The organism is Peteryoungia aggregata LMG 23059, from assembly GCF_030814435.1.
GTDB classification, from domain to species: domain Bacteria; phylum Pseudomonadota; class Alphaproteobacteria; order Rhizobiales; family Rhizobiaceae; genus Allorhizobium; species Allorhizobium aggregatum.
The window spans coordinates 170,196-187,954 of the sequence record NZ_JAUSUW010000003.1 but is presented as its reverse complement, the minus strand read 5'-3'; the positions used below and the strand labels follow the sequence as shown (position 1 = coordinate 187,954).

21 protein-coding genes are annotated in these 17,759 nt (G+C 62.9%); 8 read left to right on the top strand and 13 right to left on the bottom strand.

Going from position 1 to position 17,759, the window contains the following annotated elements; all coding sequences use genetic code 11:
• The first annotated feature begins 4 nt into the window (after positions 1 to 4).
• Both J2045_RS06115 and J2045_RS06110 read left to right on the top strand, forming a co-directional pair.
• Positions 5 to 1,318, top strand: coding sequence for a vanadium-dependent haloperoxidase (locus J2045_RS06115; RefSeq protein WP_307370526.1), 1,314 nt, complete (start codon positions 5 to 7; stop codon positions 1,316 to 1,318).
• Positions 1,315 to 2,952, top strand: a complete 1,638-nt coding sequence (locus J2045_RS06110; RefSeq protein ID WP_307370524.1) for a CRTAC1 family protein — start codon at positions 1,315 to 1,317, stop codon at positions 2,950 to 2,952. The genes J2045_RS06115 and J2045_RS06110 overlap by 4 nt, the downstream gene beginning before the upstream one ends.
• Before the next feature lie 1,516 nt (positions 2,953 to 4,468).
• Here J2045_RS06110 and J2045_RS23145 read toward each other — a convergent pair.
• The 4 genes from J2045_RS23145 to J2045_RS06085 all read right to left on the bottom strand — a co-directional run bounded on the left by J2045_RS23145 (position 4,469) and on the right by J2045_RS06085 (position 5,810).
• On the bottom strand, positions 4,469 to 4,834 hold the full coding sequence (locus J2045_RS23145) for a YegP family protein (protein WP_370873002.1): 366 nt from the start codon (positions 4,832 to 4,834) through the stop codon (positions 4,469 to 4,471).
• 80 nt (positions 4,835 to 4,914) lie between these two features.
• On the bottom strand, positions 4,915 to 5,214 hold the full coding sequence (locus J2045_RS06095) for a CcdB family protein (protein WP_307370520.1): 300 nt from the start codon (positions 5,212 to 5,214) through the stop codon (positions 4,915 to 4,917).
• Between the two features lie 2 nt (positions 5,215 to 5,216).
• A complete protein-coding gene (locus J2045_RS06090; protein WP_307370518.1) occupies positions 5,217 to 5,447 on the bottom strand; it encodes a type II toxin-antitoxin system CcdA family antitoxin in 231 nt (76 codons plus the stop codon).
• A gap of 57 nt (positions 5,448 to 5,504) precedes the next feature.
• A complete protein-coding gene (locus J2045_RS06085) occupies positions 5,505 to 5,810 on the bottom strand; it encodes a putative quinol monooxygenase (protein WP_307370516.1) in 306 nt (101 codons plus the stop codon).
• Positions 5,811 to 5,922: 112 nt separating this feature from the next.
• Between J2045_RS06085 and J2045_RS06080 the strand changes: the two genes are divergently transcribed.
• Positions 5,923 to 6,288, top strand: a complete 366-nt coding sequence (locus J2045_RS06080) for a winged helix-turn-helix transcriptional regulator (RefSeq protein WP_307370514.1) — start codon at positions 5,923 to 5,925, stop codon at positions 6,286 to 6,288.
• 46 nt (positions 6,289 to 6,334) lie between these two features.
• Here the strand turns inward: J2045_RS06080 and lepA are convergent, their stop codons facing one another.
• The 5 genes from lepA to J2045_RS06055 all read right to left on the bottom strand — a co-directional run bounded on the left by lepA (position 6,335) and on the right by J2045_RS06055 (position 10,353).
• Entirely contained in the window at positions 6,335 to 8,155 is a 1,821-nt protein-coding gene (gene lepA / locus J2045_RS06075) for a translation elongation factor 4 (RefSeq protein WP_307370512.1), read from the bottom strand.
• Between the two features lie 125 nt (positions 8,156 to 8,280).
• Positions 8,281 to 8,547: a type II toxin-antitoxin system RelE/ParE family toxin gene (locus tag J2045_RS06070; protein WP_307370510.1), complete on the bottom strand. Its 267-nt coding sequence runs from the start codon at positions 8,545 to 8,547 to the stop codon at positions 8,281 to 8,283.
• Positions 8,544 to 8,813 carry a CopG family ribbon-helix-helix protein gene (locus J2045_RS06065; protein ID WP_307370508.1) on the bottom strand — a complete coding sequence of 90 codons (270 nt, stop codon included), beginning with the start codon at positions 8,811 to 8,813 and terminating at the stop codon, positions 8,544 to 8,546. Before J2045_RS06065 ends, J2045_RS06070 begins: the two co-directional genes overlap by 4 nt.
• A 74-nt stretch (positions 8,814 to 8,887) precedes the next feature.
• Complete coding sequence (locus J2045_RS06060; protein WP_307370507.1) at positions 8,888 to 9,763, bottom strand: carbon-nitrogen hydrolase family protein; 876 nt, start codon at positions 9,761 to 9,763, stop codon at positions 8,888 to 8,890.
• Complete coding sequence (locus tag J2045_RS06055) at positions 9,760 to 10,353, bottom strand: GNAT family N-acetyltransferase (protein ID WP_307370504.1); 594 nt, start codon at positions 10,351 to 10,353, stop codon at positions 9,760 to 9,762. The genes J2045_RS06060 and J2045_RS06055 overlap by 4 nt, the downstream gene beginning before the upstream one ends.
• Positions 10,354 to 10,434: 81 nt before the next feature.
• Between J2045_RS06055 and J2045_RS06050 the strand changes: the two genes are divergently transcribed.
• Positions 10,435 to 10,836, top strand: a complete 402-nt coding sequence (locus tag J2045_RS06050; protein ID WP_307370502.1) for a ketosteroid isomerase-related protein — start codon at positions 10,435 to 10,437, stop codon at positions 10,834 to 10,836.
• Positions 10,837 to 10,891: 55 nt separating this feature from the next.
• Here J2045_RS06050 and tdh read toward each other — a convergent pair whose 3' ends face one another.
• The 3 genes from tdh to J2045_RS06035 form a co-directional block, all read right to left on the bottom strand.
• A complete protein-coding gene (gene tdh / locus J2045_RS06045; RefSeq protein ID WP_307370500.1) occupies positions 10,892 to 11,917 on the bottom strand; it encodes an L-threonine 3-dehydrogenase in 1,026 nt (341 codons plus the stop codon).
• 2 nt (positions 11,918 to 11,919) lie between these two features.
• Positions 11,920 to 13,122, bottom strand: coding sequence for a glycine C-acetyltransferase (locus tag J2045_RS06040; protein ID WP_307370498.1), 1,203 nt, complete (start codon positions 13,120 to 13,122; stop codon positions 11,920 to 11,922).
• Between the two features lie 82 nt (positions 13,123 to 13,204).
• Positions 13,205 to 13,771 carry an XRE family transcriptional regulator gene (locus J2045_RS06035; RefSeq protein ID WP_307370496.1) on the bottom strand — a complete coding sequence of 189 codons (567 nt, stop codon included), beginning with the start codon at positions 13,769 to 13,771 and terminating at the stop codon, positions 13,205 to 13,207.
• A 120-nt stretch (positions 13,772 to 13,891) separates the two neighbouring features.
• Here J2045_RS06035 and J2045_RS06030 point away from each other — a divergent pair, with 120 nt between their 5' ends.
• The 4 genes from J2045_RS06030 to J2045_RS06015 all read left to right on the top strand — a co-directional run bounded on the left by J2045_RS06030 (position 13,892) and on the right by J2045_RS06015 (position 16,686).
• Positions 13,892 to 14,467, top strand: coding sequence for a helix-turn-helix domain-containing protein (locus J2045_RS06030; protein ID WP_307371136.1), 576 nt, complete (start codon positions 13,892 to 13,894; stop codon positions 14,465 to 14,467).
• A gap of 26 nt (positions 14,468 to 14,493) precedes the next feature.
• Positions 14,494 to 15,024 carry a GNAT family N-acetyltransferase gene (locus tag J2045_RS06025; protein ID WP_307370494.1) on the top strand — a complete coding sequence of 177 codons (531 nt, stop codon included), beginning with the start codon at positions 14,494 to 14,496 and terminating at the stop codon, positions 15,022 to 15,024.
• A 125-nt stretch (positions 15,025 to 15,149) separates the two neighbouring features.
• A complete protein-coding gene (locus tag J2045_RS06020) occupies positions 15,150 to 15,518 on the top strand; it encodes a hypothetical protein (RefSeq protein WP_307370491.1) in 369 nt (122 codons plus the stop codon).
• Positions 15,519 to 15,657: 139 nt separating this feature from the next.
• Positions 15,658 to 16,686 carry a histone deacetylase family protein gene (locus J2045_RS06015; protein WP_307370489.1) on the top strand — a complete coding sequence of 343 codons (1,029 nt, stop codon included), beginning with the start codon at positions 15,658 to 15,660 and terminating at the stop codon, positions 16,684 to 16,686.
• A gap of 21 nt (positions 16,687 to 16,707) precedes the next feature.
• Here the strand turns inward: J2045_RS06015 and J2045_RS06010 are convergent, their stop codons facing one another.
• Positions 16,708 to 17,721, bottom strand: coding sequence for an AraC family transcriptional regulator (locus J2045_RS06010; protein WP_307370486.1), 1,014 nt, complete (start codon positions 17,719 to 17,721; stop codon positions 16,708 to 16,710).
• Between the last annotated feature and the right edge of the window lie 38 nt (positions 17,722 to 17,759).

Genomic DNA, 17,759 nt, shown 5'->3' with positions numbered 1-17,759 from the left:
GGACATGAAGGCAGTGGGGACGCGCCTCCTGGCGCTCTGCTTCATCATTGTGGCGCTGGCCGTGCAGCCGGCTCAGGCAGGCTCTGTCGGAGCCGATAGGGTCATGCGCGACTGGTACCGCCTCGTGCTCGAATTGGTGCGGCACACGCCGACCTATTCGCCACCGGTTGCAAGCCGCGCCTTCGCCTATCTCGGCGTCACCGCCTACGAGGGTCTCGCCTCCGGCGACCGGACGCTGACCTCGCTCTCCGGCCAGCTGAATGGCCTCACGCCCATGCCGCAGCGTGAAGCGGGTCTCGCCTATGACGAAGCCGTCGTTATGCAGGCCGCACTCTCTTCCGCCGCTCGCCAGCTTTTCGGCAATACCGGCCCGACCGGCCAGCGCGCCATGAAGCGCATGACGGAAAAGCTTGCCAAGGAGGTCTCGGCCGGTCTCGCCCCTGATCTCGTCGCCCGCAGCCAGGCCTATGGTGAGAGCGTCACCGCCCATATCCTGAGCTGGTCTGAGGGCGATGGCGGCGCCAAGGTCGAGAACATGGGCTTCCCGCTGGAGTTCACGCTGAACAAGGGACCATCGAACTGGGTACCCACGAGCCTGATCAACCAGCAGCAGAAGCCGCTCCTGCCGAAATGGGGCGAGAACCGGCCCTTCGCGATGGAAACGGGCAATGGTTGCCCCCTTCCGGCACCGCCCGCCTATAGCGAGGAAAAGGGCTCGGATTTCTATCAGGAAGCGCTCGAAGTCTACGAGACCGTCAAGACCCTGACGCCGGAACAGCGCGCCATCGCCCGCTTCTGGTCGGATGATCCGATGCTCTCGCCGACCCCGCCCGGCCATTGGATGGTGATCGGCCTGAAGATCCTCGACGAACGCGAGGCGAGTGCCGCCGAACATGCAGACCTGCTCGCCCGCCTTGGTGTCACGCTCGCCGACGCCTTCATCGGCTGCTGGCATTCGAAATTCGAATACGACCTGCTTCGCCCCGTCACTTACATCAAGCGGGTGATTGATCCCAAATGGGAGCCGATCCTGATCACGCCGCCCTTCCCGGAATATCCGAGCGGCCATTCCACCCAGTCGGGTGCCGCCGCCACCGTTCTTACAGCCTTCTTCGGCGACAATTTCGCCTTCACCGACAACACGCATGAAAAGGACAAGCTGCCGAACCGGAGCTTCAAGAGCTTCTGGGATGCGGCCGAGGAAGCCGGCGTCTCCCGCCTCTATGGCGGCATCCATTTCCGCGCCGCCATCGATCGCGGCCTCGACCAGGGCCGCTGCATCGGCGAAAAGACGGTCGCCCTGAGGACACGCGGATGACCGGGCGCAACAACGTTCGTCTTCCAGCTCGGCTCGCGGGCCTTGCCCTGCTGCTGTCGCTGCCTCAGGCCGCGCCAGCGCTCGCCAATGGCGGCCCCCTCGTTCCCCGCTTCACCGATGAAACCGCCTCCAGCGGCATCGCCAGCACCTATCGCGGCGACTGGGAATACATGGTCGGCGGCGGTGCCGGCAGCTTCGACTGCAATGCGGATGGTTTCCCCGACCTTGTCCTGGCGGGCGGCGAGGACAAGGCGAAATTCTATCTCAACCGCAGCAGCCAGGGCGGGGCGCTGAAATTTGAGGAAAAACCTTCGGGCCTCGAACTCGACAAGGTGATCGGCGCCTATCCGCTCGATATCGATGGCGACGGCTTGCAGGACGTCGTGCTGCTGCGCTCCGGCGAGAATGTCGTGATGCGCGGCCTTGGCGGATGCCGCTTCGAGCGCGCCAACGAGGCCTGGGGATTTGACGGCGGCGACGCCTGGTCGACCGCCTTCTCCGCCACCTGGGAGCGTGGCAATACCTGGCCGACGCTCGCCATCGGCAATTACATCGACCGCTTCGAGGACTTCGAGCCCTGGGGCTCCTGCACCGACAACTGGCTGCATCGCCCGGCATCGACGACAGAGCGCCGCTTCGCCCCGCGGATCGCGCTCAACCCCTCCTTTTGCCCGCTGTCGATCCTCTTCACCGACTGGAACCGCTCCGGCACGCCCTCGCTGCGCGTCTCCAACGACCGCGAATATTACAAGGGCGGCCAGGAGCAGATGTGGAAACTGGAGCCGGGCAAGGCGCCGGAGCTCTACACCCAGGCCGAAGGCTGGAAATACCTGCGCATCTGGGGCATGGGCATCGCCTCTCACGACCTCGATTTCGACGGTTATCCGGAATATTTCCTGACCAGCATGGCCGACAACAAGCTGCAGAAGCTTGGCGAAATCCCCGCCGATGGTAAGCCAAAGCCGTCCTACAACGACGTTGCGTTTGCGAAGGGTGCCACCGCTCACCGGCCCTATACCGGCGGCGAGATCCGCCCCTCGACCGCCTGGCACACGGAGTTCGAGGACGTCAACAATGACGGCCGCACCGACCTTTTCGTCGCCAAGGGCAATGTCGCCGAGATGCCCGATTTCGCCGAACAGGACCCCAATAATCTGCTCGTCCAGGGCGAGGACGGCCGGTTCATCGAAATGGGCGACAAGGCCGGCGTCGCCTCGATGGCCAAGGGCCGGGGCGGGGCGCTTGCCGACTTCAATCTCGACGGATTGGTCGATCTGCTCGTGGTCAACCAGGGCTCAGCCGTCGAGATCTGGCGCAACACGACTGAGGGCGCCGGCCGCTTCCTGCAGATCGCGCTTCGCCAGAAGGGAGCCAACCGCGATGCGGTCGGTGCCTGGATCGAGGTGAAGACCGGCGACGTGATCCAGCGCCGCGAGGTGACCATCGGCGGCGGCCATGCGGGCGGCAAGACTGGTTGGCATCACCTTGGTCTGGGGGAACGGGCAGAAACCGAGATGCGCGTGCTTTGGCCGGACGGCGAGGCGGGTGCGTGGCAGAAGGTGGCGGCGGACGGGTTTTATGTGGTCGAGCGCGGTGTGGCGCCGAGAGCATGGATGCCGGGCGAGGGAATGTGAGGCTCTCTTATGCGACGCGCCTATCTCCCCCCTTGCGGGGGAGAAAGCGAAATCGAGGAATTGGCCCGATCAGGGCCAAACCTTAAGATTTCGCAAGAGGGGGGCTCGGTGAGGTGAGTGCCCACGAAACTTTGCCCCTCTCTTGGAAAATCTGAAGTTTAGGCGGCTTGCGCGGACCTCAAGCCTTCGATTTTCCGTTCTCCCCCGCAAAGGGGGAGATAGGACCCCATAGGCGCTTCGGCTCCCTCATGCTGAGGTGCCCGCGTAAAGCGCGGGCCTCGAAGCATCCCGCTCTGGTGGCCTCGTGCTTCTGATGTCGCTTCGCTCCCACCTCAGCATGAGGGGTGGCGGGGTGGCCTCGCCCTTCGAGGCCCGACTGTGTCGGGCACCTCAGGATGAGGGGTGATCTGTCGATGTCAAAAACCCCAAGCTTCGCCGCCGGTCGGGATCGCTCCCTCCGGATGGGCTGAAATTTGTCTCGGACGAGGCGCCAGAAGCAACCTGTCCAAGTAGTTTTATGTGGCTCCTTCCGGCGCCTCGTTCGGCGTCTTTTCCCGCTGCATGCGTCTCTCTGGCAAGGCGGCGACGGTCCTTGGAACTTGCGTTCCAGGGATGACCGGGCGCGGGTCCGGCTGCGGCATCATACGAGATGACGCTTCAGCCTGGCCGGTGGCCCGGGAGGTTTCCGCCGGATGGTACCTACCCGACCGGGACCCTCGCCCGGGGGATGGGGCCCTGGTCATTGGCGACCTCGGCCATCATCCCCGCCGTTTGTTTCGCCTCGCTGTCTGGGTGTTCGCGACAGCGCTGGCGCCTTGTCTGTGTGCCTCTGAGGCACGTCCTTCCGATCAGGGTATCCAGGCTTTGGGGCGCATCCGGCCCCATCACCCTCGTCAAGCCCTTCGTCCGGAGGGAGACCGTTGCAGCGGGCCGGGGATTTGTGCCTGCGAGAGCACGCCACCCCGGCGCCGGCCCCGCCTCGCCTGACATCGCATCGTCACGTGTATCCGAGGGCGGGACAGGGATTAGGGTAAAACAGGGAAAATGGTGGGGGATGAAAAAACTTTGTTTTGTTGATTTTGTTGGAGGATTTTCGAAAGTCGTCCCCCTTTTTTCGGGAGATGACGCGAGTTCGCGGCTTGACGGATATCCCTCATCCTGAGGTGCCCTCGCAAAGCGAGGGCCTCGAAGGATCCAGACACCGGATCCCGTTGTGCCTCGTCCTTCGAGGCCCGACGCTGTCGGGCACCTCAGGATGAGGGGCTCGCGCGACGCCCATCTCCCCCTTGGTGGGGGAGAAAGCGATTTCGATGAGTTAGGCGAGCGCAAGCCGCCTAAACATCAGAAATCGCCAGAGAGGGGGTCGGTTATGTCGTGCCCGCAGCACCGATCCCCTCACCAACAAAATCTGAAGTTTAGCCCTGATCGGGCTAAGCCTCCGATTTTGTAACCTCTCCCACACAGGGGAGAGGTGGAAACCCGCCGGCGCCTCAGTTTGACGGATAGAGCCGAGGCGTTACTCCGCCTCCTCCACCGCAGCCTCCTCCACGCGCTTCTGGATCGACTCGATGCAGTTCTTGGCGCTGGACTTCGACTTATACGTTTCCGAGCGGACCATGATTTCGCCATTGGCGGCGCGGAAGCGGACGAAGGTTTCGCCGTTCTTGGCCTCGTCGATCTCGAACCGATAACCGCTGCCGGTCTCCTTCTTCGTGAGATCGACGACGGGCGCTGCGGGGGCGTTCTTCTTCAGTGACTCGACGCAGTTTTTCGCGCTGGCCTTGGAGGCGTAGTTTTCCGACCAGACCATGATCTCGGCATTGTAGACGAACTGGACGCGGAACTCGCCCTTTTCGGTCTTGACGATCTTGAACTTGTGCATGCCCGTCTCCCCTGTTTTGCCTATCGGCTTATCATTGCATTCGAATGCTAGCGCGATGGGGACGGGCGGGCAAGAAGGGCTCAAAAGCCCTGAAACAGGAAATCCGTGGCAGCGGTGATCTCGTCGGCGCGGGCCGAGAGATCGGCGACCGAGGGGCCGACAGCCGAGACGGGGACCGTCGTGATGAACTGGGTGAGCATCACAAAGGTTTCTCCATCGATGGCAAGGCGCACATTGAGGCGCGGAACAAGGGTGGCAAAGTCACCGACCGGTGCAAGCGGCACAACCACACGGGTCGTCAGAGCATCCAGAAGATTGGATTGCACGTCGAGGGCAAGGCTTCCGTCGTTCCCGATGCGGTGAACGTGGAAGCGGGTCATGGTCAGAACATCCGGTATTTCGCGAGCGGCAACCCGTGCTTGGCGACATAGTCATTGGACGCCTGTATCGCCTCGGCGTTTTCTTGTTTCCAGCGCCGCTCCTTCTCGGCCTTGATGGCGCGGGCGATGCCCTGTTCTGCCGCACCCGCAACATCGAGGCCGAGGCTTTCAGCCTCGGTGACGAGGGCTTCGCTTACGGTCAGGTCATGTGGCTTTCGGGCTTCGATCGACATGGCGCAACTCCGAGAATGCACGATTATAGCGCGAAACGACCGGCGGGAGTAGCCTCTTCAACGATGCCACTCGACATCCGTCGCTGCGTAGTGGCGCATCTCGGCGATCTCGCCGATGAAGGGCCTGATGGCCGCCAGGAAGGGTGGGAAATGCGGTCCTTTGCGAAAGCCCTGCAGATGGTCCTCCGTCGAGGTCCAGAGGATGCGGAGCGTCAGGCTCGAAGGCTCCTCGACGCAGTGGGAGAGTTCATAGCCATGGCATTGTGGTGCCGCTTCGAGCTGCGGCGCGGCCAGCCGATAGGCCTCGACGAGCTCGCTCGGCTGATGGGTCTTGAGTTCGTAGCGGATATATTCAACGATCATGGTCAGCGTCCTCCGGTTGTGAAAATGCATGCTCGCCAAAAACTGCGAGCATGCAAGGGCTTACCTGGAGGTTAGGGCCTGCCGCCGCGAGCAGGGCCAGAAGGGATATCCGGTGGACACAGACAAGATGCGCGACTGTCCGGTCATGGCAACGATCGAGGTGATCGGCGGCAAGTGGAAGCCGAGGATCCTCTGGCGGCTGCGCGATGGGCCGGCCACCTTCGGCGACCTGCGCCGCTACGTCGGCGTGTCCGAAAAGGTTCTGTCAGAAAATCTGGCCGCCCTGCAGCGGGACGGCATCGTGTCACGCCAGCCCTTGAAAGAGGGCGACATGGTCTATGTCGAATACGGCTATACTTGTTACGGCCGTTCGCTGGTGCCGGTGCTCGATGCCATGGGTGGCTGGGGGCTGGGGCATGATGCGAGAAAATCTGAGCGCTCGGACTCTGACCTTGATGACATTCGACGTGTGAGCTGAGACGCCAGAAAGAAAACGCCGGCTTTCGCCGGCGTTAATTCCGTCTTTATTCGTCGCTCATCTTCAGCGCTGCGATAAACGCTTCCTGCGGGATCTCGACCTTGCCGAACTGGCGCATGCGCTTCTTGCCGGCCTTCTGCTTGTCGAGCAGCTTGCGCTTACGCGAAGCGTCGCCGCCGTAGCACTTCGCGGTCACGTCCTTGCGGAGTGCCGAGATGGTTTCGCGGGCGATCACGTTGCCGCCGATCGCGGCCTGGATCGGGATTTTGAACATGTGCTTGGGGATCAGGTCCTTGAGCTTTTCGCACATGTCGCGGCCGCGCTTTTCGGCTGCCATGCGGTGGACCATCATCGAGAGTGCATCGACCGGCTCGCCGTTGACGAGGATCGACATCTTGACGAGGTTGCCCTCGCGATGGCCGTCGAGATGGTAGTCGAAGGAGGCGTAACCCTTGGAGATCGACTTCAAGCGATCGTAGAAATCGAAGACCACTTCGTTGAGCGGCAGCTCATAGGTGATCATCGCGCGCTTGCCGACATAAGTGAGTTCGGTCTGGATGCCGCGCCGGTCCTGGCAGAGCTTCAGAATGCCGCCGAGATAATCGTCAGGCGTCAGGATCGTCGCCTTGATCCAGGGCTCGTGGATTTCGGAGATCTTGACCACGTCGGGCATGTCGGCCGGATTGTGCAGCTCGCGCTCTGAGCCATCGGTCATGAACAGCTTGTAGACGACCGAAGGGGCCGTCGCGATCAGGTCGAGATCGAATTCGCGCTCGAGGCGCTCCTGGATGATTTCGAGATGCAGCAGGCCGAGGAAGCCGCAGCGGAAGCCGAAGCCGAGCGCCGCGGACGATTCCATTTCGAAGGAGAAGGAGGCGTCGTTCAGGCGCAGCTTGCCCATGGCAGCGCGCAGGTCTTCGAAGTCTGCGGCATCGACCGGGAAGAGGCCGCAGAACACGACCGGCTGGGCCGGCTTGAAGCCCGGCAGCATGTTGGCGGTCGGGCGCTTGTCTTCGGTGATGGTATCGCCGACGCGGGTGTCGGCCACTTCCTTGATCGAACCGGTAAAGAAGCCGATTTCGCCGGGGCCGAGGCTATCGACGGCGACCATCTTCGGGGTCAGCACGCCGACGCGCTCGACCGCGTATTTCGCGTCCGTGCCCATCATGCGGATGGTCTGGCCCTTGGTCAGCACGCCGTCGAGCACGCGCACGAGAACCATGACGCCGAGATAGGTGTCGTACCAGCTGTCGACAAGCAGGGCCTTCAAGGGGGCCTTCTCGCCGCCTTCGCTCTTCGGCGCCGGCAGCTTGTGAACGATGGCTTCGAGCACGTCGGGGATGCCGAGACCGGTCTTCGCCGAGATCAGCACGGCCTCGGAAGCATCGATGCCGATGACTTCTTCGATCTGTTCCTTGATGCGCTCGGGCTCGGCGGCCGGGAGATCCACCTTGTTGAGGACCGTCACCAGCTCGTGATTGTTGTCGATCGCCTGATAGACGTTCGCCAGCGTCTGGGCTTCGACGCCCTGGGATGCGTCGACGACCAGCAGAGAGCCTTCGCAAGCCGACAGCGAGCGCGAGACTTCATAGGCGAAGTCGACATGTCCGGGCGTGTCGATCAGGTTCAGCACATAGGTTTCGCCATTGTTGGCCTTGTAGTGCAAACGCACCGTCTGGGCCTTGATGGTGATGCCGCGTTCCTTCTCGATGTCCATGTTGTCGAGGACCTGCTCCGACATCTCGCGGTCGGCGAGGCCGCCGGTCGATTGGATCAGGCGGTCGGCCAGCGTCGATTTGCCATGGTCGATATGGGCGACGATGGAGAAGTTGCGGATATGGCTCAGGGGCGTGCGATCGGTGCTCATGGCTCGCGCATATAGCAGCGAGCCCTTGTATCGCAAAGCGGAAAGATCGGGTTTTGCAGGCGATCACGGCGGTTTTGGCGTCGCAGGCGCCTCAGGGTTTCGACAACGCGAAAGGCGCGATCCGCTCAGGGCGGTCCAGGCCAGCTGCCTTTCGGCCAGTTCCGGGCGGTATGAATGACCCTGAGGATCCAGGGCAGGGGAGCGAGGGATTTTTCGAAAGTGCCCGCGACGCGTCCCGGTCGGCCCGTCGTGATATCGCCGAGGCGATGGCCCGCCGCCTCGATGAGGTCGACAATGCGCTCGGCGACATCCGGGTCGTCCTCCGCGATATGGCGCAGGATCTCGAGCGTGTCACGCGTGGCGTCGGTCGCCCAGACGACCGGGCGCGTCATCCCCGAGCCGCCCGTTTGCGCCGCGTGGCATCAATCATCGCGCGCATCTCGGCAATGACCTCGGCGTGTGGGACAACTTCACCCGTGCGGCCCTCGGCGAGGCCTTTCTCGATGGACTGTCGCAGGGCGAGCTCCTGTTCGACGAAGGTGGTCACCGCTTCTTCGGCGAGACGCTGGCTGCTTTGCTCCACGCCCGATGCCAGGGCATCGAGCTGGTCCTTCACATCCTGGCGGATTTCGATCGTCATTGTCGTGCGGGAGGACATGGCGCTGTTCCACTTGTTACGGGGACAGCATAGCCTGCCTTCAGGGATTTCGCCAGAACGGCGGCTTGGCCGGTCTAGACCCCGAACTGCTCTGGCCAGTCGCGGCGGGTGGCGACCTGGCCTTCGGTTCGGAGATGGCGCACGGTGTCGAGGTCGATTTGCGTGATCAGCCAGTGGCTTTCCTCGACCTCATCCGCCTCGCTCTCCGCGTAGATACCACTGGGCGGCATGCCATAGTCAGGGGGCACGTAAAGGGCGGCGCGGCCTCGGTTTTCGTCGAGCGCGGGAGACCAGGGGGCGGTGCCTGATGTGGGCGAGGAGAGGACGGCAATCTGGTTTTCGAGTGCGCGCGCCTGGGCGCCGATGCGCACGCGATAGGCGCCGGCCAGCGTGTCGGTGCAGGAGGGCGCGAGGATCAGGTCGACGCCCTCTTCTGCGAGGGTGTGGGCCAGCATCGGGAATTCGTTGTCGTAGCAGATGAGTATGCCGAGCTTGCCGAGCGGGGTGTCGAAGGCTGTGAGCCCGTCGCGTCCGGCGGCAATGCCCCATTGCTCGCGCTCGAAGCGGGTCATGATGATCTTGTCCTGATGACCGATCAGGCCATCCGGGCCGAAGAGGAAGGCGCGGTTGCGGTATTGGCCGTCCGGGTCGAGCACGGGGGCGGAGCCTGGCTGAAAGACGATCGAATGGGTGCGCGCAAGTTCCTCGCAGAGCTCGACCCAGGCCGGGATCAGCGGCTGGATGCCGGCGATCGAGCCGGTGAGGTCGGAGCGGATCTCCGCATCGAGCTGGCCGGCGAGCACGAGGCCGGCATATTCCGGCAGGAGCACGAGCTTTGCGCCGCGCTCAACGGCCTGATGTACCAGGCGCGTCAGGTGGAGGACGTAATCCTCCCAGCTTTCGATCAGATCGATCTTGTACTGGCAGGCGGCAAGGGTGAGGGCTGTCATGCTTTGAGATCCCGGATCCAGAAGGAAAGCGGCTTTGGGCTCTCGACGGTCTCGTCGAGGTCGCGCCAGGTGAAACTCGTGCGAAGCGCGGGGTGATGCGTGTAGCCGCGCTTGGCCCAGAAGGCGTCGAGCGGCACGTAGTCGACCGGTCGGCGCGGGTGGTCGAGGGGGCGCTCGACGGCGCAGAAGGTAGCGTAGCGCAGGCCGAGCCTCTTCGCCTGCGCCTCGCGGCCCTCGAAGAATTTGACCCCGATCCCTTGGCCGCGATAGTCGGGCAGGAGAACGCTTTCGCCGAAATAGAAGAACTCTTGCGGATCGAGGCCTGCCGCGAGGAAGGGCGCCTGGACCTCGTCTGTCTCTGATATCATCGGCGTGCCGGTCGAAGCGCCGACGACCAGGCCATCATCGATGGCGAGGATGAAGACAGAGCCTTCCGAGCGGGCGTAGATCTCCATGTACTGCCGCTCGTAGTCGCTATCGCCATGATAGAGATAGGGAAAATCGCGGAAGACCGTGATCCGAAGCCGCGCGAGGTCGTCGAAGAAGGGGGCGGCGTCGCTGCCGGAAAAGGATTGGATCGTAAGCGCCATAGAGTGTTTTCAGTCCGTTGCGGAGTGTTTATACCGATCTGTAACGACCCGAGAAAGCAATTCCACGACGAGGAGTAATCGATGACCGCCGCCGCCACAATCCGCGCTTATTATGATGCCTTCAATGCCGGCGACATGGACCGTTTCCTCGCGCTCCTGACTGATGATGTCGCGCATGACATCAATCAGGGTGCCCGCCAGACGGGGAAGGAAGCCTTTGCAAAGTTCATGGACCACATGAACCGCTGCTACCGCGAAGAGCTGACCGACATGGTGGTGATGGTGAACGAGGACGGCACGCGGGGTGCTGCCGAATTCATCGTCAACGGCACCTATCTCGCCACCGACGAGGGCCTGCCGGAAGCCAATGGCCAGACCTACCGCCTGCCCGCCGGCGCCTTTTTCGAGATCCGCGACGGCAAGGTCGCCCGCATTTCCAACTATTACAGCCTGCCCGACTGGATTGCCCAGGTCGGCGGCTGATCCGCATGTCTCCGGACCGGGCGGGCGAACCGTCCGGTCGCTTGGCGGTGTTCGCTCAGGTCCAGTCGAGCACGATCTTGCTCGCCTTGCCGGCTGATGCCAGTTCAAAGGCGTGCGCGTAGTCATCCACCTTCATCCGGTGGGTGATGACCTTGCGGATGTCGAGACCGCTTTCGAGCATGGCGAGCATCTTGTGCCAGGTGTCGAACATCTCGCGGCCATAGATGCCCTTGAGCGTCACCATGCGGAAGACGACCTTGGAGAGGTCGAAATGGAAGGGCCGGGCCGGCACGCCGAGAAGCGCGATGCGACCGCCCATGACGAGATGGTCGATCATCTGGTCGAGGGCAGCCGGCGAGCCGCTCATCTCGAGGCCGACATCGAAGCCTTCCTTCATCTTCAGCTTCGCCATCACATCGCGCAGGTCTTCATTCGCAACATTGACCGGATGCACATCGGCGACTTCAGCCGCAAGCGCCAGGCGTTCGGGATTGACGTCGGTGATGACAACGTGGCGCGCGCCGACATGGCGGGCGATCGCGGCCCCCATGATGCCGATCGGGCCGGCGCCGGTAATGATGACGTCCTCGCCGACGAGATCGAAGGCGAGCGCCGTGTGCACGGCATTCCCCAGCGGATCGAGGATCGCGCCGATCTCGTCGTCGATCGTGTCCGGGAGCGGGATGATGTTGAAGGCCGGGATCTTGGCAAATTCGGCAAAGGTGCCCTGCACGTTGACGCCGATGCCCTTTGTCTCGGGGTCGAGATGATACTTGCCCGCCCGTGAGGCGCGGCTGTTCATGCCGACCAGATGGCCCTCGCCGGAGACGCGCTGGCCGATTGTGAGATTGCGGACATTGGCGCCGACGGCGACGATCTCGCCGGCATATTCGTGCCCCGTGATCATCGGCACGGGGATCGTCTTCTGCGCCCACTCGTCCCATTTGTAGATGTGGACATCGGTGCCGCAGATGCCTGTTTTGTTGATCTTGACCAGCACGTCGTCAGGCCCGATCTCGGGAACGGGCGCGTCGATCATCCAGATGCCGACCTCGGATTTCTGCTTGGAAAGCGCCTTCATGATCAGATCATCCCGATGGTCTTGCCGGCATCGATGAATGCGGCGATGGCGGTGTCGATATCGGCCTCGGAGAGCGCTGCCGACATCTGGGTGCGGATGCGGGCCTGGCCCTTGGGCACGACGGGGAAGAAGAAGCCGGCGACATAGACGCCGCGCGCATCGAGCTCGGCAGCGAGCTTTTGGGCGAGTACGGCATCATGGGTCATGACCGGGATGATCGGCGTTTCGCCGGGAAGCAGCTCGAAGCCGGCCTCGGTCAGGCCCTGGCGGAAGTGCTTGGTGTGGCCGGTAAGCTTTTCGCGCAGGTCGTCAGCACGTTCGGCGATCTCGATCGCCTTCAGCGAGCCGGCGGCGACGGCAGGCGCCAAGCTGTTGGAGAAGAGATAGGGCCGCGCCCGCTGGCGAAGCAGGTCGATCGCGGCTTTCGGGCCGGCGATGAAGCCGCCCATGGCGCCGCCAAGCGTCTTGCCGAAGGTGCCGGTTATGATGTCGACGCGGGTGCCGACACCGGTCAGTGTCGGCGTGCCCTTGCCCTTGGCGCCCAGATGGCCGGTGGCATGGCATTCGTCGATCATCACCATGGCGCCGTATTTCTCGGCGAGCGCGCAGATCTCCGGAAGCTTCGCGACATAGCCGTCCATCGAGAAGACGCCGTCGGTGACGATCAGGCGGAAACGCGTGCCCTCGGCAATCGCCTTCTTCAGCTCGTCTTCCAGTCCGTCCATGTCCGAATTGGCATAGCGGTAGCGCTTCGCCTTGGAGAGGCGCACGCCATCGATGATCGAGGCGTGGTTGAGCGAGTCGGAAATGATCGCATCTTCAGGGCCGAGCAGGGTCTCGAAAATCCCGCCATTTGCATCAAAGCAGGCGGCAAACAGGATCGCATCGTCCTTGTCGAGATAGCGGGCGATCGCCTGCTCGAGCGCGCGGTGAATGTCCTGCGCACCGCAGATGAAGCGCACCGAGGCCATGCCGAAGCCGTGGCTGTCGATCGCGGCCTTGGCGGCCTGTTCGATCCCGGGATGATTGGCAAGGCCGAGATAGTTGTTGGCGCAGAGATTGATCATCTCGCGTGTGCCCCTGGCATCGCGCACCTTGATGCGGCCCGATTGCGGGCTGACGATTTCGCGCTCGCGCTTCAGAAGCCCGTCGGCTTCGATGCCCTGGAGGGTTTCGGTGATGTGGTCGAGAAAGCCGGACTGCATGGGAAATCCCTCGATGCTGAATAATTCCAGCATATCGGAATTTTGCCCTTCGGCAATCGATATTTTGGAATTGCCTTGTCGCCTATCTGTGTAGCACGACCAGCAGGCCCTTGCCGATATCCGTTCCGCCATTGCGGATCGCATGCGGGACATCGGCACGGTAACGGGCGGTTTCGCCTGATCGAATCTGCGTCTTGCTGCCGCCGCTCGAAATCTCGAAACCGTCTGTGAAGGCGGTGAAATGCTCGAAGGCACCGATCGAATGCGGCTGGCTGGTGAGCGCGCCGCCCGGATCCATTTCGAGCTCATACCATTCGGTCTGGCCGGCGAGCCGGGGCGAGCTCAGGATCTTCAGCCGGCAGGAGCCATCGGCGCTGCGGATGACGGGCGTGTGCATGACCGAGGTCACCTCGATCTCCTCGCGACCCGCCACGGAGGTGCCGTTGCCGATCAGGTCCGAAAGCTCGATCTCCATCGCCTGGGTGAGGCTCCAAAGCACCGCGAAGGTCGGATTGGCCTCGCCGCGCTCGATCTGGCTCAGCATCGACTTTGAGACGCCGGACAGCGTGCCAAGCTGTTCGAGCGTCAGCTTGCGCGCCTTGCGCTCGCGCTTGATGGCCGGGCCGATCTCGGGAGTGTGCTGCTGCATCAGAATGTCCTGCGCTCACGTCGGCGGGTGCCGACCGCCTCTTTTACGCTGACCGGCAGGCGCAACGGAAGAGGGCGGGCATGAAAGCTTGACTCCAATATCTGCGCATGAAATTCTCGGATAATGGAATCAGAAGATCAGTTCGAGAAACATGTCGCCGAAAGGCTGAAGCGCCTGCGCGTCGAACGGGGGCTGACGCTCGACCAGCTGGCGGAACTTTCAGGCGTCAGCCGGGCGATGATCTCGCGCATCGAACGATCCGAGGCAAGCCCGACAGCGGCGCTGCTGGCGCGGCTGTGCTCGGCGCTCGGCGTTTCGCTCTCTGTCTTCTTTGCCAGCGCTGAAGCCGAGCCATCGCCGCTCGCGCGACGGGTCGACCAGCCGGTCTGGCGCGATCCGGAAAGCGGTTATCTGCGTCGCGCAGTCTCCCCCCAGGCGACTGGAAGCGGGACCGATATCGTCGAGGTCGAGTTTCCGGCCGGAGCCGAAGTGCGCTTTCCCGGCCGTCCCACAGGCCGCAGCCAGACCCAGCATGTCTGGGTCTTCGAAGGCGTCATCGAACTGACCGTCGGTGACACCCTGCACCGGCTCGACGCTGGCGATTGCCTGTTCATGAATGTCGGCGATGTGCACGGCTACAGGAACCCGACCGACCGACCCGCCCGCTATGCCGTGGTGATCTCCCTCGGCCCCTGACTTTTCCCGACCACAGGACACGACCCATGCCCGATAATAAGTCCGAAATCCGTGAACTCTCCCAAGCAAATGCGCTCGCCGCCTTGCCCGATCTCTGCGAGACGCTCGCCGACTGCGTCGAGGGTGGCGCCTCCGTCGGTTTCATGGCGCCCTTTGCGCCCGCCGACGGTGAAGCCTTCTGGCAGGGGGTTGCAGAGGCCGTCGGGCGCGGCGAGGTTCTGCTCTACGGTGCCTTCATCGGCAACCGCCTGATCGGCACCGTCCAGGTGGGCTTTGCCTCGAAACCCAACCAGCCGCACCGCGGCGATCTGATGAAACTGCTCGTGCATCGTGACGCGCGGGGGCTCGGCCTGTCGAAGAGCCTGATGGCGGCAGCGGAAGCCGGCGCGGCCGAGGTCGGGCGTACGCTGCTGGTGCTCGACACAGCAGCGGGTGAACTCGCCGAGACGCTCTACGAGAAGCTGGGTTGGCAGCGCTCTGGTGTCATTCCGAACTATGCGCTTTTCCCCGATGGCCGCTATTGCGACACGGTGATCTTCTGGAAGACTCTCGCCTGAGAGACGCTGCGCGCAAGCTCTTGAGATTCAGCCCAAAAAACGTCAGCGGGACACTCTTTCCATCCGTATGAGCTTCTGCTTATCGTCCACCGGATTTCGGGGACCTGAAGGCAGTGGGGAGCAAAATGGTTGCAAAGACGACATTGAGATGGGTGGTTGTGGCATTGGCCATGGCCGTTGCGGCGCCGGTCGTCGCAGCAGACGTCACGTTCGTCATGCGCAATGACCATCCGAACGCTGTCGAGGTTGAACTCTACAGCCAGGACCGCGACCATGTCTGGCCTGGGGACAATCAGGTCTTTTATCTCGATGATGGTGAGACCAAGCAGATTCCGCTCTCCTGCGAGGAAGGCGAAACGATCTGCTACGGCGCCTGGATTTCCGGCGACAAGCAGAGCTATTGGGGCACCGGTCCCGAGAACGCCGAGAATTGCGAGAACTGCTGCTACACCTGCACCGGCGGTCAGACCGAGCAGATCAATCTGACCGAGTGATATCGGATCGGCGGGGGCCGAGGGGCAGGGGGCGATTTTTCTGGTCGATTGACCCGGAAAATCGCCCCTTTTGCACTTGTGGCTGAGGCTGGGACAAGGCTAGTTTTTCCGTCAACGACCAGAGGGAAAACACCACAACATGCGCGTATTCTATTCCGAAAAGCACAAGCTCCGAGACGCCAAGACCGAGCTGCATGGCGGCCTGCTGGTAAAGCCCTTTGAAGGGCCTTTCCGCGCCGAATGGGTGCTGGCGGGCGTCAAGGAGGCGGGCTTCACCGACGTGCGCGCACCGACCGAACACGGGCTCGAAACGGCGCTCAAGGTGCATGATGCCGGCTATCTCGAATTTCTGCGCACCTGCTGGGACCGCTGGCAGGCGCATGGCTTCGAAGGCGAGGCGATCGCTACGTCTTTTCCCTGCCGCCGCAGCCAGACCGGGCGTGTACCGAAGAATATCGATGGCGCCGTCGGCTACTACAGCAATTCCGCCGAGACCTCGATCTCCAAGGGCACCTATGAGGCGGCGATCTCGTCCATGGACGTCGCGCTGTCGGGCGCCGACTGGCTGACCGAGGGCAACCGCTTCGCCTTTTCGCTCTGCCGCCCGCCGGGCCACCATGCCGGCCGTGATCTCTTCGGCGGCTATTGCTTCATCAACAACGCCGCCGTCGCCGCCCAGCGGCTCATCGACCACGGCGCGAAGAAAGTCGCGATCCTCGACGTCGACTTTCACCATGGCAATGGCACCCAGGACATCACCTATCGTCGCGGCGACATCTTCTTCGCCTCGCTGCATGGCGAACCGGAAGACGCCTTCCCCTTCTTCCTCGGCTATGCCGACGAGACCGGCGAGGGCGAGGGCGAAGGCCTGAACGCCAACTATCCGATGCCCTCAGGCACGCCCTTCGAGATCTGGTCGGCAGCACTCGAAGACAGCCTGAAGAAGATCAAGGCCTATGGCGCGGAAGCCATCGTGGTCTCGCTCGGCGTCGACACCTTCGAGAAGGATCCGATCAGCTTCTTCAAGCTGAAGAGCCAGGATTACATCCGCATGGGCGAGATGATTGCGGCGAGCGGCTTGCCGGTGCTGACGCTGATGGAGGGCGGCTACGGCGTGCCGGAAATCGGGCTCAACGTCGCCAATGTGTTGAAGGGGCTGGAGGGCTGATGGCTGAGGCCGGTCGGTGGGTCAGTCCTGCCGCCGGCTCCAGCCTTTCTGGGCGCGCCAGAGCACTGTGGAATCCGCATAGCCGAGCACCTCTGCGATGCGTGCCTTTTGCACATGGGCCTCAAGCTGCGTGGCGGCGATGGCTTCCCGGGTTTCCCGCACCAGGTCACGCAGCGAGGTTCCCTCTTCGGCCAGACGACGCTGCAGCGTGCGGACCGAAATCCTGAGTTCGGCGGCGACGGACGGCAGCGTGATCGGCTTGTGGCCGAGATAGATGCCGATCAGGGCCCGAACGCGCTCGCTGATGTTGTCGGGCGTGATGGCCTTGCCGACCAGTTCCGCCACATGCCGTTCGAGCACGGCTGACAGGGCGGGGTCCTCCTGGCGGTAGAGACGAGCGGCGTCGCGGCCGTCGACGATGATGCGGTTGGCGGATTCACCGAATTTCAGGGGGCAGCGGAAAATGCGCTCCAGCACCGAACGATCCCGGGGTGCGAGATGCTCGAAATGCACCTCCAGCGGCTTCCAGCTCTTGGCAAAACACGAGCGCACCAGCTGGCAGGAGGCGACGACGGAGAATTCGCTGTCCTGGCGCCTTGGCCACATCCGGGCATCTTCCAGCCGGTAGCTCCAGACGAGATTGCCATCCTCTTCGAAGACGCCCGAACTCGTGGCACTCTGGACCGTGTTGACGTATTTCGCCAGACGTTCGAAGCCGGCGCGGATCGTGCCCGAGATCGAGAACAAGACGCCGATCGGGCCGATATCGCTGGGTTTGAACAGTGTGCCGAGCCGGGCGCCGAGCGAGGGCTCGCTTGCTATAAGGGCTGCCTCCTCGAAGATCGCGACATACCGCGCCATCGGGATCATCGCGTAAGGGTCGTCCAGCTGGCTGCGCAAGATGCCGTGTGAGGCAAGCAAAAGGTCGGTCTTGCCGCTGCGCCGGTCGATTTGTTCGACGAGCGGGGCAAGCACTGAGGCCCGAATGGATGCAATTGCGGGCATTGGCCTGTTCATTTGCGGTGCAACTGCCATTTTCACCATCCTGAAACGGCCATGTGGCGCGGTTTATC